Annotated in this window: 23 protein-coding genes, 2 tRNA genes and 1 riboswitch; of the genes, 1 reads left to right on the top strand and 24 read right to left on the bottom strand. The window is 36.2% G+C overall.

Going from position 1 to position 24991, the window contains the following annotated elements:
- Positions 1-423: 423 nt before the first annotated feature.
- The 14 genes from ACTSKG_RS01240 to ACTSKG_RS01175 all read right to left on the bottom strand — a co-directional run bounded on the left by ACTSKG_RS01240 (position 424) and on the right by ACTSKG_RS01175 (position 10627).
- Positions 424-497: transfer RNA gene (locus tag ACTSKG_RS01240), tRNA-Arg, on the bottom strand.
- A 194-nt stretch (positions 498-691) separates the two neighbouring features.
- Positions 692-961 (bottom strand): hypothetical protein, encoded by a 270-nt coding sequence (locus tag ACTSKG_RS01235; RefSeq protein ID WP_464756345.1) that lies wholly within the window; start codon positions 959-961, stop codon positions 692-694.
- 103 nt (positions 962-1064) lie between these two features.
- Entirely contained in the window at positions 1065-1622 is a 558-nt protein-coding gene (locus ACTSKG_RS01230) for a GNAT family N-acetyltransferase (protein ID WP_464756344.1), read from the bottom strand.
- A 339-nt stretch (positions 1623-1961) separates the two neighbouring features.
- Positions 1962-2035, bottom strand: a tRNA-Arg gene (locus ACTSKG_RS01225).
- 390 nt (positions 2036-2425) lie between these two features.
- Positions 2426-2926 carry a metallophosphoesterase family protein gene (locus ACTSKG_RS01220; protein ID WP_464756343.1) on the bottom strand — a complete coding sequence of 167 codons (501 nt, stop codon included), beginning with the start codon at positions 2924-2926 and terminating at the stop codon, positions 2426-2428.
- Between the two features lie 17 nt (positions 2927-2943).
- Positions 2944-3537: an XTP/dITP diphosphatase gene (locus tag ACTSKG_RS01215; protein ID WP_464756342.1), complete on the bottom strand. Its 594-nt coding sequence runs from the start codon at positions 3535-3537 to the stop codon at positions 2944-2946.
- On the bottom strand, positions 3534-4292 hold the full coding sequence (gene rph / locus ACTSKG_RS01210) for a ribonuclease PH (protein WP_464756341.1): 759 nt from the start codon (positions 4290-4292) through the stop codon (positions 3534-3536). Before rph ends, ACTSKG_RS01215 begins: the two co-directional genes overlap by 4 nt.
- Before the next feature lie 79 nt (positions 4293-4371).
- Positions 4372-5169: a glutamate racemase gene (racE, locus tag ACTSKG_RS01205; RefSeq protein ID WP_464756340.1), complete on the bottom strand. Its 798-nt coding sequence runs from the start codon at positions 5167-5169 to the stop codon at positions 4372-4374.
- Positions 5170-5178: 9 nt separating this feature from the next.
- Positions 5179-5637 carry a MarR family winged helix-turn-helix transcriptional regulator gene (locus tag ACTSKG_RS01200; protein ID WP_464756339.1) on the bottom strand — a complete coding sequence of 153 codons (459 nt, stop codon included), beginning with the start codon at positions 5635-5637 and terminating at the stop codon, positions 5179-5181.
- A 205-nt stretch (positions 5638-5842) separates the two neighbouring features.
- Complete coding sequence (locus ACTSKG_RS01195) at positions 5843-6073, bottom strand: helix-turn-helix domain-containing protein (RefSeq protein WP_151700519.1); 231 nt, start codon at positions 6071-6073, stop codon at positions 5843-5845.
- A gap of 65 nt (positions 6074-6138) precedes the next feature.
- Positions 6139-6582 carry an acyl-CoA thioesterase gene (locus ACTSKG_RS01190; protein ID WP_464756338.1) on the bottom strand — a complete coding sequence of 148 codons (444 nt, stop codon included), beginning with the start codon at positions 6580-6582 and terminating at the stop codon, positions 6139-6141.
- Positions 6583-7244: 662 nt separating this feature from the next.
- On the bottom strand, positions 7245-8021 hold the full coding sequence (gene sdhB, locus ACTSKG_RS01185) for a succinate dehydrogenase iron-sulfur subunit (protein WP_464756337.1): 777 nt from the start codon (positions 8019-8021) through the stop codon (positions 7245-7247).
- 2 nt (positions 8022-8023) lie between these two features.
- Entirely contained in the window at positions 8024-9781 is a 1758-nt protein-coding gene (gene sdhA / locus ACTSKG_RS01180; protein ID WP_464756336.1) for a succinate dehydrogenase flavoprotein subunit, read from the bottom strand.
- A gap of 234 nt (positions 9782-10015) precedes the next feature.
- Positions 10016-10627: a succinate dehydrogenase cytochrome b558 subunit gene (locus tag ACTSKG_RS01175; RefSeq protein ID WP_464756335.1), complete on the bottom strand. Its 612-nt coding sequence runs from the start codon at positions 10625-10627 to the stop codon at positions 10016-10018.
- Between the two features lie 291 nt (positions 10628-10918).
- Here ACTSKG_RS01175 and ACTSKG_RS01170 point away from each other — a divergent pair, with 291 nt between their 5' ends.
- Positions 10919-11332, top strand: a complete 414-nt coding sequence (locus ACTSKG_RS01170; RefSeq protein ID WP_464756334.1) for a YslB family protein — start codon at positions 10919-10921, stop codon at positions 11330-11332.
- 719 nt (positions 11333-12051) lie between these two features.
- Here ACTSKG_RS01170 and ACTSKG_RS01165 read toward each other — a convergent pair.
- The 10 genes from ACTSKG_RS01165 to ACTSKG_RS01120 form a co-directional block, all read right to left on the bottom strand.
- On the bottom strand, positions 12052-13269 hold the full coding sequence (locus ACTSKG_RS01165) for an aspartate kinase (RefSeq protein WP_464756333.1): 1218 nt from the start codon (positions 13267-13269) through the stop codon (positions 12052-12054).
- Positions 13270-13369: 100 nt separating this feature from the next.
- Positions 13370-13549, bottom strand: a riboswitch (Lysine riboswitch).
- Positions 13550-13590: 41 nt separating this feature from the next.
- Complete coding sequence (uvrC, locus tag ACTSKG_RS01160; RefSeq protein ID WP_464756332.1) at positions 13591-15381, bottom strand: excinuclease ABC subunit UvrC; 1791 nt, start codon at positions 15379-15381, stop codon at positions 13591-13593.
- Positions 15382-15670: 289 nt separating this feature from the next.
- Positions 15671-15985, bottom strand: coding sequence for a thioredoxin (gene trxA / locus ACTSKG_RS01155; RefSeq protein WP_464756331.1), 315 nt, complete (start codon positions 15983-15985; stop codon positions 15671-15673).
- Positions 15986-16101: 116 nt separating this feature from the next.
- Positions 16102-17079: an electron transfer flavoprotein subunit alpha/FixB family protein gene (locus ACTSKG_RS01150; RefSeq protein ID WP_464756330.1), complete on the bottom strand. Its 978-nt coding sequence runs from the start codon at positions 17077-17079 to the stop codon at positions 16102-16104.
- A gap of 109 nt (positions 17080-17188) precedes the next feature.
- Entirely contained in the window at positions 17189-17962 is a 774-nt protein-coding gene (locus tag ACTSKG_RS01145; protein WP_464756329.1) for an electron transfer flavoprotein subunit beta/FixA family protein, read from the bottom strand.
- 28 nt (positions 17963-17990) lie between these two features.
- Positions 17991-18764, bottom strand: coding sequence for an enoyl-CoA hydratase (locus tag ACTSKG_RS01140; RefSeq protein ID WP_464756328.1), 774 nt, complete (start codon positions 18762-18764; stop codon positions 17991-17993).
- Positions 18765-18782: 18 nt separating this feature from the next.
- Positions 18783-19364 carry a TetR/AcrR family transcriptional regulator gene (locus ACTSKG_RS01135; protein ID WP_464756327.1) on the bottom strand — a complete coding sequence of 194 codons (582 nt, stop codon included), beginning with the start codon at positions 19362-19364 and terminating at the stop codon, positions 18783-18785.
- Positions 19365-19450: 86 nt separating this feature from the next.
- The gene (locus ACTSKG_RS01130) at positions 19451-21145 is read right to left on the bottom strand and encodes a long-chain-fatty-acid--CoA ligase (protein ID WP_464756326.1); all 1695 of its coding nucleotides are present in this window, start codon (positions 21143-21145) and stop codon (positions 19451-19453) included.
- Between the two features lie 989 nt (positions 21146-22134).
- The gene (locus ACTSKG_RS01125) at positions 22135-22548 is read right to left on the bottom strand and encodes a DUF350 domain-containing protein (RefSeq protein ID WP_387585252.1); all 414 of its coding nucleotides are present in this window, start codon (positions 22546-22548) and stop codon (positions 22135-22137) included.
- 67 nt (positions 22549-22615) lie between these two features.
- A complete protein-coding gene (locus ACTSKG_RS01120; RefSeq protein ID WP_464756325.1) occupies positions 22616-24979 on the bottom strand; it encodes an endonuclease MutS2 in 2364 nt (787 codons plus the stop codon).
- Between the last annotated feature and the right edge of the window lie 12 nt (positions 24980-24991).

Below are 24991 nucleotides of genomic sequence, written 5' to 3'. Positions count from 1 at the left end.
CCTATAGACAAGCCTGCATCGGAAATCATACTGTTCCTGGCATGAAAATTTAGATAATTCTTAAAAAAAGTTTTTCCCCTTTTTACCTTTTAACATATAGATAAATCCTAAGATAAAACAGAATGCAAAAATAAGTAAGGAAAACGAAACAAATATAAGGATACCCATCGAATTACCCCTTTTTATAACTATAATATCACAAATTAAAAAATGTAAGATAAATTTCCCAACAAGATCTGAATGCTCTAGAAATCAAAGACAATTCAATTCTCGAGGAATGTTAGCTAAATAAATTTGTAAAAGGTATACCTCCTGTACAATTTCAACGGAATCCTAAAAACAAAAAACGCTTCAATTCCTTTATATAATAAGGAATTGAAGCATTTTTTTGTTGACTCTAAATGATCTATCAGAGCCTTGAAACGTCCCAGGAGAGATTCGAACTCCCGACCGACGCCTTAGAAGGGCGTTGCTCTATCCAGCTGAGCTACTGAGACTTAGAGTAAAGAAATTATAGCTTCATTGGAACAATATCTTCATAACGACCAAATTTAGCTACTTAATTATTATAATGGAAAAATAACTTTTTGCAAGCCTTAAATAACTTTTTTTATGGGAACGATTCGCAAATAGCAGATTAGAATCTAAAAGTTGCTAGTAATGCTGTTTTCTACCTTTCAAAACCCTCTCGTTACTTGTAATTCATTAAATGTTCTTCGAGTTTCTGCAACTCTCTTAGTGAAACATCATCGTACTTTTCAATTAAGTTAACTAAATCTTGTTGCGAATTAAATTTTGTAGTTGAAGCGTTACCAAATGCCACACCGACTTTTTTCATTGCCTTTCCGATATCACCTATTTTTTTTGCGTATAAAACTTTATTATTCCTAAAATTCACATCCCATTGACAATATTCGCTAATTGCCGAGGTTATACCTGAAAATAAAAAAGACACCCACAAATAGTGAGCGCCTTATATAATATATGAAGTTAGTATACCGCCGCATACTTTTGTGAAAGAGCTACAACTCATGGGAGTGATACTATATTTCATAAAAAACCTACTAATATTCACTTTTCAATATTGAAAAGATGGCAAGATCAACATACTTTCCATTCTCAAATTCATGTTGTCTCAAAACACCTTCTTTACTAAAATTTAATTTTTCCAATAATCTTATAGATGATTTATTTTCCGGTTCAATTTTCGCTTCTATTTTATTTATTTCCATTGACTTAAAGGCAAAATGTATTATGCTGCTTAAAGCCTCTTGCATAACACCTTTCCCCCAATATTTAGGATTTAAATCATATCCAATTTCTATACGACTATGTTCTTTTTCATAATTCAAATAACCACATGTACCAATCACTTTATTGGTCTTAATTTCTTCGATTACCCATCTTAAACCAGTCTGTTCCTTGAAAATTTTATCATACCAATTCAATTCATCTATTGCATCCTCAACTGAATCAAATGATGTTAATGGAAGATACTTAATCACATTTTCATCAGAATAAAGCACAAAAATATCTCTGCAATCATCAACTATTCCTTTTCGTAGAAGGAAGCGTTCTGTTTCTAATCTAGGAAAGTCTTTAAATTCGAACTTTATATTCATAAAAAATCCCCTTTTTCGGCATAAATTACATTTTATATATTATAGTAACATATTATATGGTTGTTAAATCGATATCACACTATCAGATTACTTTCGATTGTCTTGCACATGTCACACAATTTTTTCGCTTCGGCTTCTTCCGCTAGTTCTTGTTCAAGAAAGGCTGCAATGTTTACCATTGCATTTAATTCCATGCTACTAGTGGTAGCGTAATATTATCTTTTCGTTTTATCTGCATCATTTGTTTTTTTGAAAAAATAAAAAACCTTATAAACGTTGCTGTAACAACATTTACAAGGTTTTCTACATTAATTCATTTGTTATAATTTGTTACTGTAACGTCCCAGGAGAGATTCGAACTCCCGACCGACGCCTTAGAAGGGCGTTGCTCTATCCAGCTGAGCTACTGAGACAAGTACTCCCCCACCACACAGATAGGAAAGACAAGATTTATTATATAATGACAAACAATTTAAGTCAACGCTATTTCGAATTTTTTTCTATAAATTTAATAATATTCGTTAGCTGTAACTTTTAGAAGTTCAAACTCCTACCCCAATACCTAGAATACTGAAAAAAGTATATTTGGAAAGGTACTTGTTCATATGATACCTTGTGTAGTTTAAAGAAGTATCCGCTCGACTCCTGCGGGAAGGCTAGGGCGCCTCGTCCTGAGACGCCTTCATGACCAACATCGTGTTGGCCAAGGAGGCTCGATTCTTCTCCCTAGGAAAACGAGCGGTAAGCATAGGAAAACATAGAATATTTTTAAATTACTTACAAATTAATAACCCATTTTAAGCTTAAAATTCAAAATCAACTTGTTCTAGTAATTGGTGTTCTTCAGAAAAAAAGAATATACCCCATTTTTTGTCCAGTTTTTCAACGATTGCATAGCTTTTTTCTTTTCTTCCCCGAGGCAGATGTAAGCTACCAGGATTCACAAAAAGAATTCCATTATTTACTTCAGCACCGAGTAAGTGTGAATGACCGAAGCATACTATGGACGCTTGTACTTCTTGTGCACGATAAAATATTGGCATAAGCGTCGATTTTATTTTATATAAATGACCATGTGTTACAAAGATTGTTTCGTTTTTCACTTGAAAAATAACTTCATTAGGAAAGGAAACATCAAAATCACAATTTCCTTTCACTACATGGATTTGCTTGTCCTCAAAATAAGAATAGTCCAGCTCACTATCACCGCAATGAATAACAGCATCCACATCATGGTGATATTGCATAACATTCTCCATCGTTAGTAAATCGCTATGTGTATCACTCATTATCAATAATTTCATCGGATTACCTTCGCAATTTAAAATAACTCGGCAAGATTTTCGGATAATTTTTTAAGCGCGTTTCCACGGTGAGAAATCGCTCCTTTTTCATCCGATGATAGCTCTGCCATCATTTTATTTTCAGATGGGACATAAAAAATCGGATCATATCCGAATCCATTAGTCCCTTTTCTTTCTTTTGCTATGACACCTTCACATGTACCTCTTACCGTTAATGGTTCAAGGTTAGGAGATACGACTGCAATAGCACAGACGAATCTAGCAGTTCTATCCGAATCTTCTACGTCATTAAGCTCTTCAAGTACTTTATCGATATTCGCCTCATCGCTTTTCTCTTCTCCTGCGTATCTCGCAGAATAGATACCTGGGCGACCGTCTAAAGCGTCAATTTCAAGACCACTATCATCTGCTATCACCATCGTTTGTAAGCGCTCAGAAAGGGCTGTCGCTTTAATTAATGCATTCTCTTCAAACGTATTGCCTGTTTCTTCGACATCCATATCGTTTGCGACATCATGCAATGTTAGTACTTCATATCCGTGAGGTCCGAATAGTGCTTCAAAGTCCTTTGCTTTACCTTTGTTCTTAGTAGCAATAATTATATTTTTCATTCTGTTACCTGTCCTTTGTCACCAATTTTAGCTGCTAAATCACCAAGTGCAGCACGTTGCACTTCCATTAATTGTTGAATACCAACTTCCCCGTACTCAAGTAACTCCAATAATTGACTTTTCGAGAAAGTTGCTTCCTCGCCTGTCCCTTGTAGCTCTACATATTCTCCACTGCTCGTTTGAACAATGTTCATATCAACGGAAGCAGTAGAATCCTCTTCATAATTTAAATCTAATACTACTCCAATATTTTCTACTATTCCAACGCTTGTTGCAGCTAAATATTCACGAACTGGAAATACTGATAAACCCTTTTCGAAGTATAATTTTCCAAGTGCGATTGTAAGGGCGACAAAAGCCCCTGTAATACTTGCAGTTCTTGTCCCGCCATCTGCTTGTATTACATCGCAGTCGATCCAAATGGTCTTCTCTCCGATGCTTTCTAAATCCACTACAGAACGCAATGCTCGTCCTATTAGACGCTGAATTTCCATTGTGCGACCTGTAACTTTCCCTTTAGATGCTTCTCGCTGTGTACGGGATTCTGTAGCTCGTGGAAGCATGGAATATTCCGCTGTAATCCATCCTTTACCTTGTCCTCTTAGAAAAGGCGGTACTCTGTCCTCTATCGTTGCATTACAAATAACTTTTGTTCGTCCTACCGTTATTAAAACGGAGCCTTCCGGATGAATTAAATAATCGGTTTCGATCTGAATCTCTCTTAATTGATTTACTTCTCTACCATCTGTTCTCATTGTTATAAATATCTCCTTTTCCAACTGACACATAAGCAAAAGAAAACCCCGTTATTCGAGGCTTCTTAAGCTAACAGGGTTATGTGAATGATATGGTTCTTACATCTGCATTCGTTAATTCCAACCACTTTTCTACAATTGTTTTAAAAATAGGAATAGATCCAGTTGTATAAAATATTGGTTCTTTATAGCCGACAATCGGATTATGCATGTGATGGAAATTTAAGTATTCCAATACTTCTTGGGCTGTTTCCTCCGCAGATGAAAGTACTATCACGTGAGGTCCAACTGATTCCTCAATATATTTTTGTAATAAAGGATAGTGTGTACAACCAAGAATAACGGTGTCAAATTGTTCGTTTTTTAATGGTAATAACGTGTTAAAAACCATATCACGAGCAAATTCACCTTCATACTCATTACTCTCGACAATAGGCACAAAAGTAGGACATGCAAGTGGAATAACTTTACTCGACGAATTTAAAGATGCTATCGCCATTTCATAAGCTCCACTTTTTATTGTACCGCTTGTACCTAACACTACGATTTCATTTTTTTTTGTAGCTTTCATAGCTGCACGTGCTCCTGGAAAAATAACGCCAATTACTGGAAATGGCATTTTTTTACTCAATGAATTAAGTGCTACTGCAGTAGCTGTATTACAAGCTATGACTAGCATTTTTACATTCATCTTAGATAGAGCAATAGCCAGCTGCCAAGTAAATTTACGTACTTCTCCCTCAGAACGTGGGCCATATGGACATCTTGCGGTATCACCTATATAAATAATTTCTTCATTCGGTAAAAGTCGCATAATTTCTTTTGCGACCGTTAAACCGCCAACTCCAGAGTCTATAACGCCAATCGGGGCTTTCACTTGAATTCCTCAGTTCTTTTTCATCTCTTGGTGTAGTTTTCCTAATAATGTTGATAGATTTGCTACTTCGTCTGAATTAAATTGATCTAGTATGTCTTCTAAATACTGTTGTCTTTTAGCAATTACTTCTTCTATAATACGTTCGCCTTCTTTTAACAAATGTATACGCACTACTCGACGATCTTGTTCATCTCTAATCCTTTGAACAAGTGTGCTTTTTTCCATACGATCGATTAAATCTGTCGTAGTACTGAAAGCTAAATACATTTTATTTGATAAATCACCAATTGTCATGTCTCCATGTTCAAAAAGCCATTGTAATGCCACAAACTGTGGGGGAGTAATTGTATAGGCATGTAACATTTGACGCCCTTTTTGCTTAATAATACCGGATATATGTCTAAGTTCTTTTTCTAAAAATGCAACCTCTTCATGATTATGAGTTACATTCTTTATTTCGTCTGCCATCTGATCCTTCACTCCTCAAAACAATACATACTAGTTATTATTGTGACGTGTTCTGAGGAAAATGGCAAGGATTCTACATAAAATACGTCTTTAGCCGATCAGATAATGTAGCATACTACATAATTCATGACTTACAATATCTGCGGCTACCGACCACAATGACTAACCTTATACAACAAACATTGCTTAGAGTTTCTAGATAAGGTTAGTTCAATGATAATTCACCTAAACGTAATAATTCAACAATTGCTTGCGACCTACCCGATACTCCTAATTTCTGTATCGTATTAGAAATATGATTTCTCACTGTTTTTTCACTAATAGATAACTGAATAGATATTTCTTTCGTAGAATGATCTTCTACTAATAACTGAAAAATTTGACGTTCCCTGTTTGTCAGTATTGATCGATGCTGATTACTATCATACAATGCCATAGCCCCCTATCCACTCTTCTACTAACGTATGTAGTATAGGGAGAGTAGGTGACGGCTAGTTATGCTTACTTTTTAAATTTTTTTATTTCTTCATCAGACCATTTTGAACCCTTTCCAGTCTTTTTATCAATTTGAACAATTGTTCCTCTACCAGTAAATGTGATTTCATCTTTTTCATTTTTAGCCATATAGTGGAGATCAACGGAAGACGAACCAACCGAATTGGCTTTTACAAAGATACGAAGTTTTTCATCGAAAAAGACTTGCCTCATGTAATCACATTGTAAATCAGCTACAACTGGAATTTCTTCACCGTTTGGGTTCAACCAGTCATTCATTAATTGTATATGTTTAAAATATTCTATACGTGCATACTCAAAATATGCAAAAGTTACTGTATTATTTAAATGACCGTACATATCCGTTTCTGAAAAACGTACACATACCTCTGAATAAAAAGTAAATCCTTTTTCCCAACTCTTTATATCTTCTATGTAACTAGATTTCAAGCTAACAACCTCCCAATAAATGAACTTTTCACTTATTGTATCAAAATAAGAAAAACCGGGCAAAAGACGCCCGGTCCTTTCAAGAAGAGTAACATAGGAATGTGTCGTTGTTTTCCGCTACTGTGGACGCTTTCGACGGACATGACTTCAATCTCCTCGTTAGGAACTTCTCACTTAATAGATTGTAGTGAAAGGTGGCGACTCCAGACGGAGGCCAACAGGATGTTGGTCACGAAGGCGTTGCCACACGATGTGGCGCACTTAGCCTTCGTTCCTCGGAGACAGATGAAACATCACAACGTACCCGAAGGGGCGGTGATGGTTCATCGCTCACCCCGCGGAACGCGTCCACCTGAAACGGAAATTCCAGGCATTATTAATCCTTTCAAGAACATGAACACAACTCACTTAATGGATTGTAGTGAAAGGTGGCGACTCCAGCAGGATGAGTGAGATAGATGAAACATCACACCGTACCTGAAGGGGCGGTGATGGTTCATCGCTCACCCTGCGGAACGCGTCCACCTGAAACGGAAATCCGCAGCTTTATTCCTTCAAGTACTATGAACACGGCTTTCGCAGGAAAGTAATCCATATAATTTCTCTTTAAACAAAAAATCTGCATAGAAATAAATATTCTACACAGATTTTCTATTATTTAATTAGTCTACCATGTGATCGCTTCCGAAGAAGTTTTTGAACATTTGAACTGTTGTATCACGGTTTAAAGCTGCAATGGAAGTAGTTAACGGAATACCTTTAGGACATGCAACAACACAGTTTTGAGCGTTACCACAGTTTGCAAGGCCACCATCACCCATAATAGCGTTTAAACGTTCGTCTTTATTCATAGCACCAGTCGGATGTGCATTAAATAAACGAACTTGTGAAAGTGGTGCTGGACCAATAAATGAAGAACCACTATTAACGTTAGGACAAGCTTCCAAACATACTCCACAAGTCATACATTTTGACAACTCATATGCCCATTGACGTTTACGTTCAGGCATGCGAGGACCTTCTCCAAGATCATAAGTTCCATCGATTGGAACCCAAGCTTTTACCTTTTTCAATGAATCAAACATACGAGCTCTATCAACTTGAAGATCGCGAACTACCGGGAATGTTTTCATCGGTGCTAAACGAATTGGTTGAGTCAATTTATCTACAAGAGCAGAACAAGATTGTCTCGGCTTATCGTTAATGACCATTGAACAAGCTCCGCAAACTTCCTCTAAACAGTTCATATCCCAAGTTACAGGAGTCGTAGCTTTTCCATCTGCATTAACAGGATTTTGACGAATTTCCATTAAAGCAGAAATAACGTTCATATTAGGACGATAGTTCACTTCGAACTTTTCCCAATATGGTGTAGATTCAGGTGTATCTTGACGTAAAATTTCAAATGCTACTTTTTTTGTCTCAGTTGCTGTAACCATTATTAATGCTCCCCTTTCGAAGAATAATCACGAGTACGAGGCGCAACTAGAGAGATATCTACTTCTTCATAATGGAAGATAGGTGCTCCAGTTGTTGGATCAAATTTAGCCATTGTTGTTTTCAAGAATTCTTCATCATTACGTTTTGGGAATTCCGGTTTGTAATGCGCTCCACGGCTTTCGTTACGATTAAGTGCACCTAGTGTAATTACACGTGCTAAATAAAGCATATTTTTTAATTGACGAGTGAATGATGCACCTTGGTTAGACCATTGTTGTGTATCGTCCATATTAATATTTTCAAATCGTTCAAGTAATTCTTGGATTTTTTTGTCGGTAGCTTCAAGTTTGTCATTATAACGAACAACTGTTACGTTATCTGTCATCCACTCACCTAGTTCTTTATGAAGTAAGTAAGCATTTTCAGTACCTTTCATCGCTAACGTTTGATCCCATTTCTCTTGCTCAAGTTTAACTTCTGCTTCAAAAATTGAAGCGTCCATATCTTCAGCATGTGTATCAAGTTCACTCATATATTTAACTGCATTTGGACCTGCTACACTACCACCAAATACGGCAGAAAGTAAAGAATTTGCCCCTAAACGGTTTGCTCCATGTTGAGAATAATCACATTCACCTGCAGCAAAAAGTCCTGGAATATTCGTCATTTGATCTTCGTCTACCCATAATCCGCCCATAGAATAGTGAACTGCTGGGAAGATTTTCATCGGTACTTTATGAGGGTCATCACCAGTGAATTTCTCATAAATTTCGATGATACCACCAAGTTTAACATCAAGTTCATGTGGATCTTTATGTGAAAGATCTAGATAAACCATGTTCTCTCCGTTAATACCTAATTTTTGGTTTACACATACATCAAAGATTTCACGTGTTGCGATATCACGTGGTACTAAGTTCCCGTATGCAGGGTATTTTTCTTCCAAGAAATACCATTGTTTACCGTCTTTATATGTCCAAATACGTCCACCCTCACCTCGAGCAGATTCAGACATTAGACGTAATTTATCATCACCAGGAATTGCAGTTGGATGAATTTGAATAAATTCACCATTTGAATAATACGCACCTTGTTGATAAACAATAGAAGCTGCCGATCCAGTGTTAATGATAGAGTTTGTAGTTTTACCGAAAATTATACCAGGACCACCTGTAGCCATAATTACAGCGTCGCCACGGAATGCACGGATTTCCATTGTTTTAAGGTTTTGTGCTTTGATACCGCGACAAACACCTTTTTCATCTTTAATTATTCCAAGGAATTCCCATCCTTCAAATTTCGTCACAAGTCCATCTACTTCATAACGGCGTACTTGCTCGTCTAAAGCGTAAAGTAATTGTTGACCAGTAGTTGCACCAGCAAAAGCTGTACGGTGCATTAATGTACCACCAAATCGACGGAAATCTAATAACCCTTCAGGTGTACGGTTAAACATAACACCCATACGGTCAAATAACTTAATAATACCAGGTGCCGCATCAGTCATTGCCTTTACAGGACGTTGGTTTGCTAAGAAGTCTCCACCATAAACAGTGTCATCTAAGTGAACTGCTGGTGAATCTCCTTCACCTTTAGTATTAACAGCTCCGTTAATACCACCTTGAGCACAAACAGAGTGGGAGCGTTTTACAGGAACTATTGAAAATAGGTCTACATGCGTGCCGTCTTCGGCTGCTTTCATTGTTGCCATCAATCCAGCTAATCCACCGCCGACAACAATAAGTTTACTTTTTGCCATGCTAATTTCACTCCTCATATCAAATTCGCCTTGGCGTATTTGCGTCCAGTTTTTATATATAAAAATCTGCGACATCCGCCGGAGGCTCTAACTTTATTTAGCAGAGGCTTGAACCTCATTAGATATTTTGCATGTATTTTGCCAATAATTAAAGCTGGCTATTATTACTCAATCAACTGTAGTTCAGCTGCGTTAAAACATTTGCCGAATTAAGTTAATAGTAGTATTAGCATCTTATACAAATGCTAGAAGAGCTTGTACACCTACTACAGATAACGCTAAGAAGATTAATAACGTTATATATGTAGCAACTTGTTGTGATTTTGCAGATTGAGTAATTCCCCAACTTACTAAGAATGACCAAACTCCGTTAGCTAAGTGGAAAGTAGCAGAAATTATCCCCACCATGTAAAAGCCTAACATCCATGGATTCGATAAAATATCAGCCATCATATCAAAATTAACTTCTTTAGCACCAATTGCAGCTTGGAATCTAGTTTCAAATACATGCCAAGCGATGAATACAACAAGAAAAATTCCAGTAAAACGTTGTAAAATGAATAAATAGTTACGAAGAGTTCCGAAGTTTTTCGGATTATTTTTTGCAGTAAATGCAATGTAAATTCCGTAAAAAGCATGGAACATTAATGGTAAGTATATTACGAAAATCTCCAACATTAATTTAAATGGAAGACTCTCCATAAAATCTGTTGCTCCATTAAATGCTTCTGCTCCTCTTGTAGCAAAATGGTTTACTACTAAATGTTGCGTCACAAACAAACCAACAGGAATAATTCCTAATAGTGAGTGCAGTCGACGCCAGTAAAATTCGCGATCTTTCGACAAAACAGTTACCCCCCTCAGATTTACATTTGACTGAGATGATTACTATCCTAAAAGAATAATAGCATTCATCACTTTTTCACATCATCATGTTACGTATTTATGACATATCCATTGTACTCTCAACATTTTAGAGCGTCAAGGCATCTTTATTTTTTTCTAAAATCTGAAAGGTTTCACTTTTCGATAATGATTTGTTTAATTTTTCACAAAGTATTCCTTTACCAACTGAAATTTTTTCTGCTAAAATAAACAAGAACAAATGACATTTTCTTTAGAAAGAAGGGTTGCTACTTGAATGAAAAGGAACATTCACATGTAACTTCCTTTGGATATGAATTGATACGCGATCACGTTCTTGCTTCTATTCTCGGAAAACATGAAAAAGATATTTTATACTGGGCTGGAAAAGATCTCGCCCGGAAGTTTCCACTATATACCATGGAGGAAGCTTTGACTTTCTTTCACGAAGCCGGCTGGGGTACTTTGCAGTTAGAAAAAACATCGAAGGATTCCGCCTACTATACTTTAGAAACGTATAATTTGCCACAAAGTGGAATTAGTAGAAGTCATCGATTAGAAGCTGGTTTTTTAGCTGAACAACAACAAAAAATTGGTGGATATATGGCGGAATGTTTTGACGAACAAGTAAAGAAAAATGGCATTGTTACGTTTCAGATCAAATGGGATTTGAAATCACCTATCTAAATTTACAGATATTTTCCAGGAAATTTTTTAGAAAAACTCCAGCGTCCTTTAAGTGCATCATGTCTTTACTATTTCCAGGGTGCTTTGGACAAAAACATTTACTACACTATTACCGTTAGAGTAATGGATCGTGAAGTGACTTCATCACTTCACGATCCATTTTTTCGGTCATCATGTGGCGAATGTTTGCCCGTCGCCCTCTTGGAATTTGTAGATACAAGTTGCATTAGGTTTGGATAATGAAAGAATTAATCCTTTCCTATACTTTTAAAAGCGGACGAAGATACAATTTCGTCCGCAACCTTGCTATTTTAATAATCGATGCTTCCTATTTTTCTCTAAGTCTATATGACATTTAAATCCTATGATCATTAGTTTGAGAACTACTTGTTATGTAATACCCACTTAATGGATTGTAGTGTAAGGTAGCGACTCCGGACGGAGGCCAACAGGATGTTGGTCACGAAGGTGTTGCCACACGATGTGGCGCTCCTAGCCTTCGTTCCTCGGAGACAGATGAACCATCACAACGAGCGCGCAAGCGGCGGTGATGGTTCATCGCTCACCCCGCGGAAAGCGTCCACCTAAAACGGAAATCCGCAGTTTTATTTAATTCTTTAAAGTACTATGAACACTGGTTCCGCTGGACAATAATGCATTTACTTCTTTCAAAAAAGGATCTAGAAGCGAAGTAGTCACTTCCTGTTACGCTTTTCAAATTAAACAATAGCTAATCCGAACTCATCATGAAGAGCATTTGCTGCTTGTATCATGTCGTTTTGAGGTACGACAACTGAGACTTTTATTTCAGATGTGCTTACCATCTTAACTGGAATATTCTCTTTTCTTAGGCGATCAAACATCTGTGCTGCAACACCAGGATTAGAAACCATTCCTGAACCAACAATAGACACTTTTGCAAGCCCGACTTCAAAATCTGCAAAAGTGAATCCTAGTACTTGTTTATTGGATTCCAAAACAGTTATCGCTTCCGCTAACGATTCTTTTTTTATAGAGAAAGAAACAGCAGGCTTTACATGATCAACAATTGATTGAACAATAATATCCACATTAATATGATTTGCTGCGAGGGTAGTAAATATAGATGCTAATGAACCATTAAATGGTACATCATATTCTATTGTTAAACGTACAATATCAGATTCAAATGCTACCCCACGAACAACTAAGTTATTTTCCACATCTACTTCCTCCTTTAAAATGGTTCCCTCTTCTTCGTTATAGCTTGAACGTACTCGTAAAGGGATCTTATAATTTTTTGCAAACTCAACTGCTCTAGGATGTAAAACACCCGCCCCTAAATTAGCTAATTCAAGCATTTCATCGTACTCTAATTGCGTTAACTTTCTAGCATTTGAAACAAACCTAGGGTCAGAAGTAAATACACCATCTACGTCTGTATAAATATCACAAATATCTGCTTCAATAGAAGCAGCAATAGCTACAGCAGTTGTATCCGAGCCGCCTCTACCTAAAGTAGTAACTTCTCCATATTCGGACACACCTTGAAAACCTGCAACGACCACCACTTTATTATCAGAAAGCAGGTTCAAAATTTTAGATGCCTCTAACTTAACTACTTTTGCGTTCCTATGTACTTCATCTGTCTGTAAACCTGCCTGCCAACCGGTTAAAGAAATAGAATCTATGCCTATTGAGTTTAATTTTATTGATAGCAAAGACATAGTTGCTTGCTCTCCTGTGGATAGAAGCATATCCATTTCCCTTTTATTTGGTGATTCAGACAATTCATAAGCTAAACCAACTAAATCATCTGTAGTCTTACCCATAGCGGATACAACAACTACAATATCATGCCCTTTTTCTTTCTCACGTTTTATCCGATCTGCAATATTTGCAATTTTTTCGGTTGTTGCAACCGACGTTCCACCAAACTTCATTACAATTTTGCTCATGAACATCTTCTCCCTTATTTCAAAGATAAGCTAAAGATAAAAAAATGCTTTTCACAATATGTGAAAAGCATCGTCTCATACACAGTCAAAAAAATTGTCCATGTGAGATAGCCCTCCAGAATACTGCATTCTGACAATTCTACATTTATTAAATGCAGAACCAACATAAGAAAAGGAAAAGCTTTTCTATGTTTCGGCAAATGACCCTTTCCTCAACGATTACAGGCTCTTTTCATCCTCCTGTTGAGTACTCTTATCAATTCGCACCTCTATCTTCACTTTTTTAAGTGAATATTAAATTGTTTCAACCATACCATAACATTATTCAGAAGACAATAAACTTTTCTGAAAATGATTAACCATAATGTCTGCTAACTTCTCTGGAAGTCCAGCGTCTATAAATTCCTCTTTAGTTGCCACTTGCATTTTTTTCAGCGAACCGAAATGTTTTAATAATAACGTCTTTCGCTTAGGTCCTATACCTTCAATACCATCTAAGGAAGATGCAATAGTATGTTTCCCTCGTTGTTGACGATGAAAGGTGATCGCAAAACGATGCACTTCATCTTGAATTCGTTGTAATAAATAAAACGCTTCACTTGTACGTTTCATCGGAATAATATCCATTGGATCCCCAAATAAAAGCTGGGAAGTTTGATGTTTCCCATCTTTTGCAAGCCCAGCAATAGGTATTTCTAACCCAAGTTCATCCTCGACAATTTCTCTAGCAGCTTCTATCTGTCCTTTACCACCATCAATTATTATTAAATCTGGCAGTGGTAAATTTTCCTTTAAAACACGGGTATATCTTCTTCGAACTACCTCACGCATTGCACCATAATCATCATGTTTAGCAGCAGTTTTCGTTTTATATTTTCGGTAGTCTTTTTTATAAGCTTTTCCATCGACGAAAACTACCATAGCCGAAACTGCATCCGTTCCGTGAATATGGGAATTATCAAACGATTCTATCCGGTTTGGTGTAGCAATCCCCATAAGATCCCCTAATTCTTGAACAGCTCCAATTGTTCTTTCTTCTTGTCGTTCAATAAGATGAAACTTTTCCTTTAGGGCTAATATTGCATTCTTTTCGGCAAGGTCGACCAAATTCTTTTTTGTCCCCTTTTGAGGAATAATTACTTTCATCTTTAATAGTTCCGTTGCCAAATGTAAGTCGGTATTACTTGGTACGAAAATTTCTTTCGGCTTAATATGTTCCACTTTTGCATAAAATTGCCCTAGAAACGTGAGAAACTCTTCCTCTGGATCCCGATAAATGGGAAATAAAGATACATCTCGTTCGATTAATTTTCCTTGACGAATGAAAAAAACTTGGACACACATCCAACCTTTGTCCACTGAATATCCAAATACATCGCGACTTGTAAAATCATTCATCGTCATTTTTTGCTTTTCCATCACTAGTTCGATATGAGAAATTTGATCTCGATATTCTTTGGCACGCTCAAATTCTAAGCTTTCAGCCGCTGCATGCATTTTTTCCGTTAACTCTTTTTTAACCTGTAAATGCCCGCCATTTAAAAAGCTAGTAATTTCTTGAATTATTTCGGTATAAACGGAATCCTCTATTTGTTTCACACAAGGAGCTAGGCATTGCCCCATATGATAATATAAACATACTTTTTTCGGCAACTTTTGACATTTTCGTAAAGGATATAATCGATCAAGTAGTTTTTTCGTTTCATGGGCTGCATGAGAATTAGGATAGGGACCGAAATATTTACCTTTATCTTTTTTTACTTGTCTAGTAATAATAAGTTTAGGATTTTTCTCGGCTGTAATTTTAATGTATGGATACGTTTTATCGTCTTTTAGCATGATATTGTACTTCGGATCATGTTTTTTTATAAGGTGAAGTTCAAGTATCAATGCTTCTAACTCAGACGAAGTAACAAAATATTCGAAGTCAGCTATTTCTTGTACAAGTCTTTGCGTTTTTCCATCGTGAGAACCAGTAAAATAAGATCGTACACGATTTTTTAATATTTTCGCTTTCCCAACATAAATTATTGTTCCTTGTCGATCTTTCATTAAATAACATCCCGGCTGATCCGGTAGAATTGCACATTTTTGTTGAATTAAATCATTCATAATATCACCTATTATCAAATTAGCATTGACCTATTTTGCGTCCAGATTTTGCTCTTGCGCAAGTTTGTAGTAGTAGAAAACATAGTACCTAGGATATAGGGTGCACTCCTTCTAGAATCTTCGGTATCTACTTAATCTTTAATTTTTTTCCGCCGAGGATAGACCCTGAACAGAGCGCAGCGAAATTAATTTTGCAACGAGCTTGCACAGGGGTAATGGAAGCCAAAAATTTATATACTATCATATCTGTTTTAAAAAAACCGGGCACCATTTAGGACCCGGTTTATTATTATGCGTTTTTCTCTACGAATTGAACTAAAGCTTCTTTAGGTTGGAAACCAACTGCTTTGTCTACTGGTTGACCATCCTTAAATAATACTAAAGTTGGGATAGACATAATACCGAATTGACTTGCAGTTGCTTGGTTTTCATCTACATCTACTTTTACGATTTTTACTTTATCGCTCATTTCAGCATCCATTTCTTCTAATACAGGAGCAATCATTTTACATGGACCACACCATGTTGCCCAAAAATCTACTAATACTAAACCTTCTTCTATTTCTTGATTAAATGTTTGATCTGTTCCGTGAACAATTGCCATTTTAAATTCCTCCTTAGTCTAACTATGTTTTGATTATATCAGAGTAAAATAACTACTTCTACATTTTAGCTTGAAAGAAAAGAACTCAGCTCTTTATAATAGAGCCAAGTATCTTTTTAAGCATTTACTTTAAGTTTTTTAAATTCTTCAGTAAGCATTGGAATTACTTCAAACAAGTCTCCAACAATACCGTAGTCAGCTACTTTAAAGATGTTTGCTTCAGGATCTTTATTGATAGCAACAATTATTTTCGAGTTTGACATTCCCGCCAAATGTTGGATAGCACCTGATATTCCTGCTGCAATATAAAGATCCGGTGTTACTACTTTACCAGTTTGGCCGATTTGTAAAGAATAATCACAGTAATCCGCGTCACATGCTCCACGTGATGCCCCTACTGCCCCACCAAGTACATTGGCAAGCTCTTTTAATGGTTCGAAACCTTCTTCACTCTTTACTCCACGTCCACCTGCAATTACTACTTTTGCTTCTGATAAATCAACGCCTTCAGATGATTTACGAACTACTTCTTTAATAATTGTACGTAGGTTTGTTATATCAACAGTTAATGAAGTTACATCCGCTGATTTGCTTTCATCTTTTGTAAGAGGTGCTATATTATTTGGACGGATTGTAATGAATTCCATTCCATCTTTCACTTTTACTTTTTCAAAAGCCTTACCTGAGTAAATCGGGCGAATATATATAGCAGCATCACCTTCACCTTCAATAGAAGTAACATCGGATACTAAACCAACTTGCAATTTACTAGCAACTTTTGGCGATAAGTCTTTGCCAAGTGCTGTATGTCCAAATACAATTGCTTCTGGTTTTTCTTGATCAATTACAGCAAGTAGCGCTTGTCCGTATCCATCAGAAGTGTATTGTTTTAAATGTGGATGTTCTACAGTGATAACTCGGTCTGCACCATATTTCCCTAATTCGCCTGCTAAATCCTTCACTGAATCTCCTAAAAGAACACTAACTACTTCACCGCCACTTGAAATTTGTTTTGCAGCAGCAATAGCTTCGTATGAAACATTACGTAAAGCACCTTCACGTGCTTCTCCTAATACTAAAACTTTTTTAGACATGTTAATTTCCTCCCATTTTGAGTGTAAATTTAATTAGAATCAATTACGCCATAGCGACCCGGCATTCATCCCGCCATTTTTTGATCTGGGGACATCTGCTCAAGAAAATTTAAATCACTTTTGCTTCTGAATGAAGTAAATGAACTAATTCTTTTACTTGGTCAGCTAAATCTCCTTCTAATACTTTACCTGCTTCTTTTTTAGGAGGTAAATAAATCTCAATTGTTTCTGTTTTTGCTTCTACATCATCTTCATCAATATCTAAGTCATCTAGTTCTACTTCTTCTAAAGGTTTCTTCTTAGCTTTCATAATTCCAGGTAAAGAAGGATAGCGTGGTTCGTTTAAACCTTGTTGAGCAGTTACTAACAATGGTAATGATGTTTCTAGAATTTCTGTATCTCCTTCTACATCACGTTTAATCGTCACATTAGTTCCATCAATTTCAAGGCTTGTAATCGTTGTTACATAATTAATACCTAATAATTCTGCTACACGTGGTCCCACTTGACCTGAACCACCATCAATCGCAACGTTACCAGCTAGAATTAAATCAACAGCTTTATCCTTTAAATACTCAGAAATGATTTGAGCAGCAGTAAATTGATCTATTTCTTCTAAATCATCTTCTGTGTTTATAAGAACAGCTTTATCTGCACCCATTGCTAATGCAGTACGTAATTGTTTTTCTGCGTCTTCACCGCCCATTGTTAAGACAGTTACTTCTCCACCATGAGCATCTCGGACTTGAATTGCTTCTTCAATCGCATACTCATCATAAGGGTTAATGATAAATTCTGCTCCGTCTTCTTGGATTTTACCGCCACTTACTACTATTTTTTCCTCTGTATCGAATGTACGTTTTACTAATACAAAAATATTCATTTAGAATTCCTCCCAATGCATTATATTATTATTTCCCTTTAAAAACAGGATCTCTTTTCTCTAAAAATGCTGATATTCCTTCTTTAGCGTCTTCCGAAACGAAAACCGTTCCAAAAGCATTCGCTTCTGCTTTAACTCCGTCATGATACGAGGCAGGTTTAACGAACTGAAGCATCTCAAGTGCTGCCTTAACAGCAACCGAGCTCTTCTTCGCAATTTTATTTGCTAGTTCCTGCGCACGTTCAAACAACTCTTCTTCTGGATATGCATGATTAGCTAGACCAAATGCGGCTGCATCTATCCCTCTTATAGGATCACTTGTTAAAAGCATTTCAGCTGCTTTTGCTAAACCAACATAACGAGGCAAACGCTGTGTCCCTGCAAAACCAGGTATTAATCCTAATTGTAATTCCGGAAGTCCAAGTTTAGCATTTTCAGCAACAAGTCGAATATGACAGCTCATCGCTAATTCAAGTCCGCCGCCTAGTGCTGCTCCATGAATTGCAGCTATCACCGGCTTTGAAAACGTTTCCAATCTTTCGAAAATAGATTGCCCACTAGCAGATAGTTCGGAGAATTCTGCTCCAGTAGAAATAGAAGTAAATTCTTTAATATCTGCTCCTGCAGAAAAGAATCTTCCTTCACCTTTCAATAATATAACTCGTACGGATTCATCTTTTTCAACAGCATTTAGCATATCATTTATTTCTAAAATAACCCCTCGTGCCAATGCATTTGCTGGCGGACGATTAATCGTAGCAGTTGCTACTCCATCCTCAATAGTCCATGACAAAAACTCCATCTGTTCACTTCCCCTTTGTTAAGCTTTGATTCCTTTTAATAATAGACGATGTACTTTTCCTGCAAGGTCTACTAAGTCATATTTATGCTCATTCATAACCCAGCTTGTAGTCGTCTCATCAATTGTACCAAAAACCATCTGTCTTGCTAAGCGAATATCGATGGTTTTATCAAATTCTCCATTTTCAATACCCTCTTTTAATATAGCATCTAGCCAAATCAAATAAGTTTTTAAGATTGCATTAATTTTTTGTCTCAATACTAAATTCGATTGTCGTAGCTCTAATTGAGTGACAGTAGCTAGATGATGATTGCTAGCAAGAACACTAAAATGGTTCTCAATCATTTTGAACAACTTCATAGATGCACTAATATCTTCTTTAACAATTTCATTTAAATTTTCAGCAAACATCTCCATTTTTTCTTCAAAAACGGATGTTAATATATCTTCTTTGTTTTTAAAATACAAATAGATTGTTCCATCAGCTACGCCAGCTTGCTTTGCTATTTTCGAAACTTGTGATTGATGGTAACCATTTTCCGCTATAACAATTATTGCAGCGTCGATAATTTGCTTATATTTAGGTTTATCTTTCTTCAATGAATACACCACCAAAATAAAAATATGAATGATCATTCATTCATATTTTTATATTATATTTAATTTTTTATTATGTCAATCATCATTTAACTGTTAACTGCTTGTTTTAATTTTACTTTTTCTTCTTCTATTAAGGTTCTTCTTAAAATTTTTCCTACTGCTGTTTTTGGTAGTTCTGTTCTAAATTCATAGATTCGAGGGACCTTAAAAGCTGCTAGATTTTCTCGACAAAATATGTTTAATTCTTCTTCTGTAATGGTTGCCCCTTCTTTTATGACAACATAAGCTTTTACGATTTCACCACGATATGGATCTGGAACTCCTGCAACTACACATTCTTGAACGGCTGGATGTTCATATAGAACTTCTTCTACATCTCTAGGATAAATATTATATCCTCCAGCAATAATCATATCTTTTTTACGATCAACCACAAAGAAGTAACCGTTTTCATCCATATACCCCAAATCGCCTGTTAGCAACCATCCGTCTCGCATAGTCATTTCGGTTTCTTCTGGTCTGTTCCAATAGCCTTTCATTACTTGTGGTCCTTTTACTGCAATTTCTCCTATTTCTAAAGGAGGTAATGGGACGGTAGAATCAATTCCAAAAATTGCAGAGTCGGTATCTGGCCATGGTATTCCGACAGACCCTTTGACCCTTTCATTACTATAGATTAAGTTTGAATGAGTGACGGGCGAGGTCTCTGTTAATCCATAACCTTCTACTAATTTACCACCAGTTACTTTCTCAAACTTTTCTTGCACTTCTAATGGTAATGCAGCTGAACCACTTAGACAAGCAACTATTGAAGATAAATCGTACTTTTGAACATCTGGATGGTTCAAGATTGCAATATAAATAGTTGGAGCACCTGGAAACAAAGTCGGTTTTTGTTTATCAATCGTTTTTAGGGCAGTTTCTACATCAAACTTAGGTAGTAATATCATTCTATTTCCTAACATTACAGATAAGATTAATACAGTAGTCATTCCATATACATGAAAGAATGGTAGAATTCCTAATAAACTCTCTTCCCCTTCTTTACATTTGTATAGCCAAGCATTACACATAGAAGCATTCGAGATTAGATTTTTATGTGTTAACATGACACCTTTTGGAAATCCTGTTGTCCCACCAGTGTACTGAAGAAGTGCAATATCGTCTTCAAAATCAAATGTTAGATTAATAGAATCAGCTTTTGCAACTTTCATTATTTCAGGGAATAAATGATTCATTCCTCTATGTTCTACTTTCACACTAAATCCGTATTGCTTCTTCTGTATGAAAGGATATAACTTATTTTTTGGAAAAGGTAAATAATCTTTTATCCCTGTGATGATAATGTTCTCTAATTCTGTCTCTTTTAAAACTTTTGAGATTCTTGGAAAAAGGATATCTAATGCTAAAATTACTTTTGCACCCGAATCTTTCATTTGATAAGAAATTTCTCTTTCAGTATACAATGGATTTGTTTGAACAACAATTGCTCCAGCGTATAAAGCCCCGTAGTAACCTATTACTCCTTGTGGACAATTCGGTAACATAATTGCTACCCTGTCACCTTTTTCCACCCCTAAAGTTCGTAAGTAATTTGCAAATTTCAACGATGATTCATACAGTTCTTCGTAAGTTACATCTTTACCCATGAAATGTATAGCAATTTTGGAAGGAAACTTTTTATACGCTCTAGTTAAGTATTCTTGAACTGCTATATGTTCATAGTTGAGCGTATGTGGTATCTCTGGTGGATAATTGGAAAGCCATGGTTTTTCCATCATTTTAAAAACCCCCTTTATATTATAATAGTATGAATATTCCTATTATTTATTATAAAGAAAAATGAATGACAATTCAATTTATTAAAACATAAACTCAAGTGTCCTTTAAGTTCATCTTATCCTTACTATTTTCTGAGTGCTTTAGACGAAACATCGGCTACACTATTACCTTAGTAATTTAGCTCGTGAAGTGGCTGCGTCACTTCACGAGCCATTTTTTTCGGTAATCTTGTGGCGGTGTTTGTCCGTCGCCCTCTTGAAATTTGTGTGGACATAATGCATTTCGTTGGGATAATCAGAGAAAAAATGCTCCCCTATTCATTTAAAAGCTTCCGAAGATACAATTTCGGAAGCGCTCCCCTTTCTTACCTTTAAAACCTATCCATTTTTTCTCTAGTTCCGCTTGTCAGATGGATTAGCAAATGAAAGTACCAAACTTTGCAAAGTGTATTACTAATTTGCATGGTGCAAAAGTTGTTTTCTCTATGATCCAATCAACTAGCATGTATAGGATAATTAGATATATACATTTACTCCTTTTACCAGCTTTTATAGAATAATAACATTCCTTACTGTAGTATTACTCACTAAATGGATTGTAGTGCAAGGTGGCGACTCCGGACGGAGGCTAACAGGTTGTTGGTCACGAAGGCATTGCCACACGATGTGGCGCTCTTAGCCTTCGTTCCTCGGAGACAGATTAGCCATCACAAACGAACGCGTAGCGGGCGGTGAAGGCTAATCGCTCACCCCGCGGAAAGCGTCCACCTGAAACGGAAATCCGAGGTATTATTTGATTTTTAAAAGTACTATGAACTGGCTTCTAAGGACGAGAATCCATATACTTTTCTTCAAAAAAAGAATGAGCATTTCACTCATTCTTTTAAATACTATTATTTAATTCATTACTAAATATACTATTCCTACTAGTACAAAACATATACCTACAGCAATTAATACTTTCGATAATTTTTCCATTGTTATCTCTCCTAAGAAATACTTGCTCCAATGACAAATGACAAACCTACTGAAATTATAAGAGAAATAAACCCAACTGAACGATTATCTTCTTCAATCTCTTTGTCCACATGAAAACTTGGCGTTAAAAATTCAAATAACCAATACGCAAGAATTAGTAATGTGAAACCAAAAAGTCCCCAACCTATCATTTCAAATAATGAATTATGTTGTTCAATAGAATAGCGGAAAATATTACAGACACCGAAAATTTTCCCTCCAGTTGCCATTGCTACTGCAACATTCCCCTTTTTAATCTCTTCCCAGTTTTTGTATTTTGTAACAATTTCGAACAAAACCATGGAAACAATTAAACATAAAACTACAACGCTAAAATAACCAGCAGAATCTACTAATGGGTTTGACCAAAAACTAGAAAGTACCATGCTAAAAACCCCTTTAAACTTTTCTTACTCTACGTTCTAACAAATAAAAAGTTTCAAAACTCGACTGTTATTTTAATTCAACAACAGTTACCCCATGCCCACCTTCTCCGGCTTCTCCATATCGATAGTTTTTAACGCGAGAATGATTTTTCAGGTATTGTTGAATCGCTTGTCTTAAAACACCAGTACCTTTACCATGAATAATTGATACGCGAGGATAGTTTGAAAGTATAGCATCGTCTAAATACTTTTCTGTCCGAATAATTGCGTCCTCATACCGCTCACCACGAAGATCAAGTTCTAACTTCACATGAGAATCTCTCCCACGAACCGAATTTACAGATACTGTTTGTTTTTGTTTTTCCGGTTTTATAAATTCTAAGTCTGCTTCGTCTAATTTCATTTTTAACATACCGATTTGAACAGACCATTCTGATTTCGATAGCTTTTGCAGTAAAGTTCCTTTTTGACCAAAGCTTAACACCTTTACTTCGTCTCCAGCTTTCAATTCTTTTGAGACCTCGTTCAGTTTCTTTTGTTTTTTCAATACTGGATTATTCGGTAATGCTTCATCCAAGCGTTTTTTTACATCTATAAGCTCATGCTCTTTTATAAATTGATGTGTATTCGTTTGCATTTTACGTAACTCTCGAATAATTTCATCTGCTTCACGTCTAGCATCTTCTACTATTTTCTTCGCTTTTTCTTTTGCTTTTTGCTCTAATTGTTCTTTCTTCTGGTCTAATTGTGCAAGTTTTTGCTCTAGTTCTTCTTTTACTAGGCGCGCTTCCTCTAACTGATCTTCAGTTTCTTCTGCATCTTTCTCAGCTTGTCTTCTACTTTCTTCTAACGAGGCAATCATCGAATTGACTTCGCCTCTATCCGTTCCTGTAAATGACTGTGCTTGTACAATAATATTTGACGGTAGTCCAAGTCTCTCAGAGATCTCAAAAGCATTACTACGTCCCGGTACACCTATTAATAACTTATAAGTTGGACTTAATGTTTCGATATCAAATTCCACACTTGCATTCGCAACACCCGGACGATTATAACCGTATGCTTTTAGTTCAGGATAATGAGTAGTTGCCATTACCCGTGCCCCTGTACCGTGAACTGCATCCAAGATGGAGATTGCAAGAGCAGCTCCTTCTTGAGGATCTGTTCCTGCTCCAAGCTCATCAAATAAGATTAATGATTTATCGTCATACTTTTTTAAAATATCTACAATATTAACCATATGGGAAGAGAATGTACTTAAGCTTTGCTCAATAGATTGTTCGTCGCCAATATCAGCAAATACCGTTTCAAATAAAGAAACCTCGGAACCATCTAAAGCAGGAATTGGAATTCCGCTTTGTGCCATTAATGTACACAATCCTACTGTTTTAAGTGTGACCGTTTTACCACCTGTATTAGGACCAGTAATAACGATTGCAGTAATATCTTTCCCAAATTCAATCGTATTTGGGACAGCTGTTTCTATTGAAATTAGCGGATGTCTTGCTTTCACTAAACGGATATATCCATCATTATTAATTTGAGGCATTGTGCATTTTTCTGCTTGTCCATACTTCGCCTTTGCTAAAATTACATCTATTTCCCCTAAAATGTCGACTAACAAGAAAATTTCATGCCCAACTACTTCTACTTCACCAGTTAGTTTAATTAAAATACGTTCAATCTCCTCTTGTTCCTTTACCTTTAGACCACGTATATCATTATTTAGTTGAACAACTGCGGATGGTTCGATAAATAAAGTTTGTCCAGAAGAAGATTGATCATGGATGATTCCACCATAATGGCTTCGGTATTCGGACTTAACTGGAATTACATACCGATCATTACGAATCGTCACAATAGAATCAGAAAGCATTTTGGATGCATTGGCACCTCTTGTATAGCTTTCTAACTTTTCACGGACTCGACCTACCTGTATTCTGAGTTGTTGGCGAATTGACCGTAGGGTACTACTTGCACTGTCTAAGACAGTTCCATTTTCATCAATACAATTATTTATTTCATGTTCTAGTGCGGTAAGAATCGGTATTGCCTCTTTTTTCTCTAGGAAATGAGGAATTTTAACGTCCTCAGAATCTGCAACATTCTCAAGAAACTGACGTAGGATTTTACTTGCTCTAATTGTACTAGCTGTTTCCATTAATTCAACTGGACTTAACATTCCGCCAATCTGCGCTCGTTTTGCATGCGGTCGTATATCTGTAATGCCACCCATTGGAACATTTCCTCTTAGTCGAAGAATTGTTAAACCTTCATCCATCTCTTCTAAAAGTTTCGTCACTTCTACGAAATCTACAGATGGTACAAGTTTATCTATATGATTTTTTCCGACAGAAGAAGTACAATACTTCGCAACTTCTTCCCTTATTTTATAGTATTCTAATGTTTTCAGTGCTCTTTCAGCTATCAATGTGGCACCTCC

The organism is Psychrobacillus syltrankelensis, from assembly GCF_055454035.1.
The sequence above is the reverse complement of the archived record's forward strand: the minus strand, read 5'-3'. Positions and strand labels throughout refer to the sequence as shown.

Bases quoted from the DNA above. Each gene is read 5' to 3' on its own strand.
- sdhB (WP_464756337.1), bottom strand. From the start codon at position 8,021: ATGGTTACAGCAACTGAGACAAAAAAAGTAGCATTTGAAATTTTACGT.
- ACTSKG_RS01200 (WP_464756339.1), bottom strand. From the start codon at position 5,637: ATGGCAGACGAAATAAAGAATGTAACTCATAATCATGAAGAGGTTGCA.
- ACTSKG_RS01165 (WP_464756333.1), bottom strand. From the start codon at position 13,269: ATGAGCAAAATTGTAATGAAGTTTGGTGGAACGTCGGTTGCAACAACC.
- ACTSKG_RS01145 (WP_464756329.1), bottom strand. From the start codon at position 17,962: ATGAATATTTTTGTATTAGTAAAACGTACATTCGATACAGAGGAAAAA.
- uvrC (WP_464756332.1), bottom strand. From the start codon at position 15,381: ATGAATGATTTAATTCAACAAAAATGTGCAATTCTACCGGATCAGCCG.
- ACTSKG_RS01150 (WP_464756330.1), bottom strand. From the start codon at position 17,079: ATGTCTAAAAAAGTTTTAGTATTAGGAGAAGCACGTGAAGGTGCTTTA.
- ACTSKG_RS01130 (WP_464756326.1), bottom strand. From the start codon at position 21,145: ATGATGGAAAAACCATGGCTTTCCAATTATCCACCAGAGATACCACAT.
- ACTSKG_RS01125 (WP_387585252.1), bottom strand. From the start codon at position 22,548: ATGGTACTTTCTAGTTTTTGGTCAAACCCATTAGTAGATTCTGCTGGT.
- rph (WP_464756341.1), bottom strand. From the start codon at position 4,292: ATGAGAACAGATGGTAGAGAAGTAAATCAATTAAGAGAGATTCAGATC.
- trxA (WP_464756331.1), bottom strand. From the start codon at position 15,985: ATGGCAATTGTTCACGGAACAGATCAAACATTTAATCAAGAAATAGAA.
- ACTSKG_RS01220 (WP_464756343.1), bottom strand. From the start codon at position 2,926: ATGAAATTATTGATAATGAGTGATACACATAGCGATTTACTAACGATG.
- sdhA (WP_464756336.1), bottom strand. From the start codon at position 9,781: ATGGCAAAAAGTAAACTTATTGTTGTCGGCGGTGGATTAGCTGGATTG.
- ACTSKG_RS01230 (WP_464756344.1), bottom strand. From the start codon at position 1,622: ATGAATATAAAGTTCGAATTTAAAGACTTTCCTAGATTAGAAACAGAA.
- ACTSKG_RS01140 (WP_464756328.1), bottom strand. From the start codon at position 18,764: ATGGAGTTTTTGTCATGGACTATTGAGGATGGAGTAGCAACTGCTACG.
- ACTSKG_RS01215 (WP_464756342.1), bottom strand. From the start codon at position 3,537: ATGAAAAATATAATTATTGCTACTAAGAACAAAGGTAAAGCAAAGGAC.
- ACTSKG_RS01195 (WP_151700519.1), bottom strand. From the start codon at position 6,073: ATGGCATTGTATGATAGTAATCAGCATCGATCAATACTGACAAACAGG.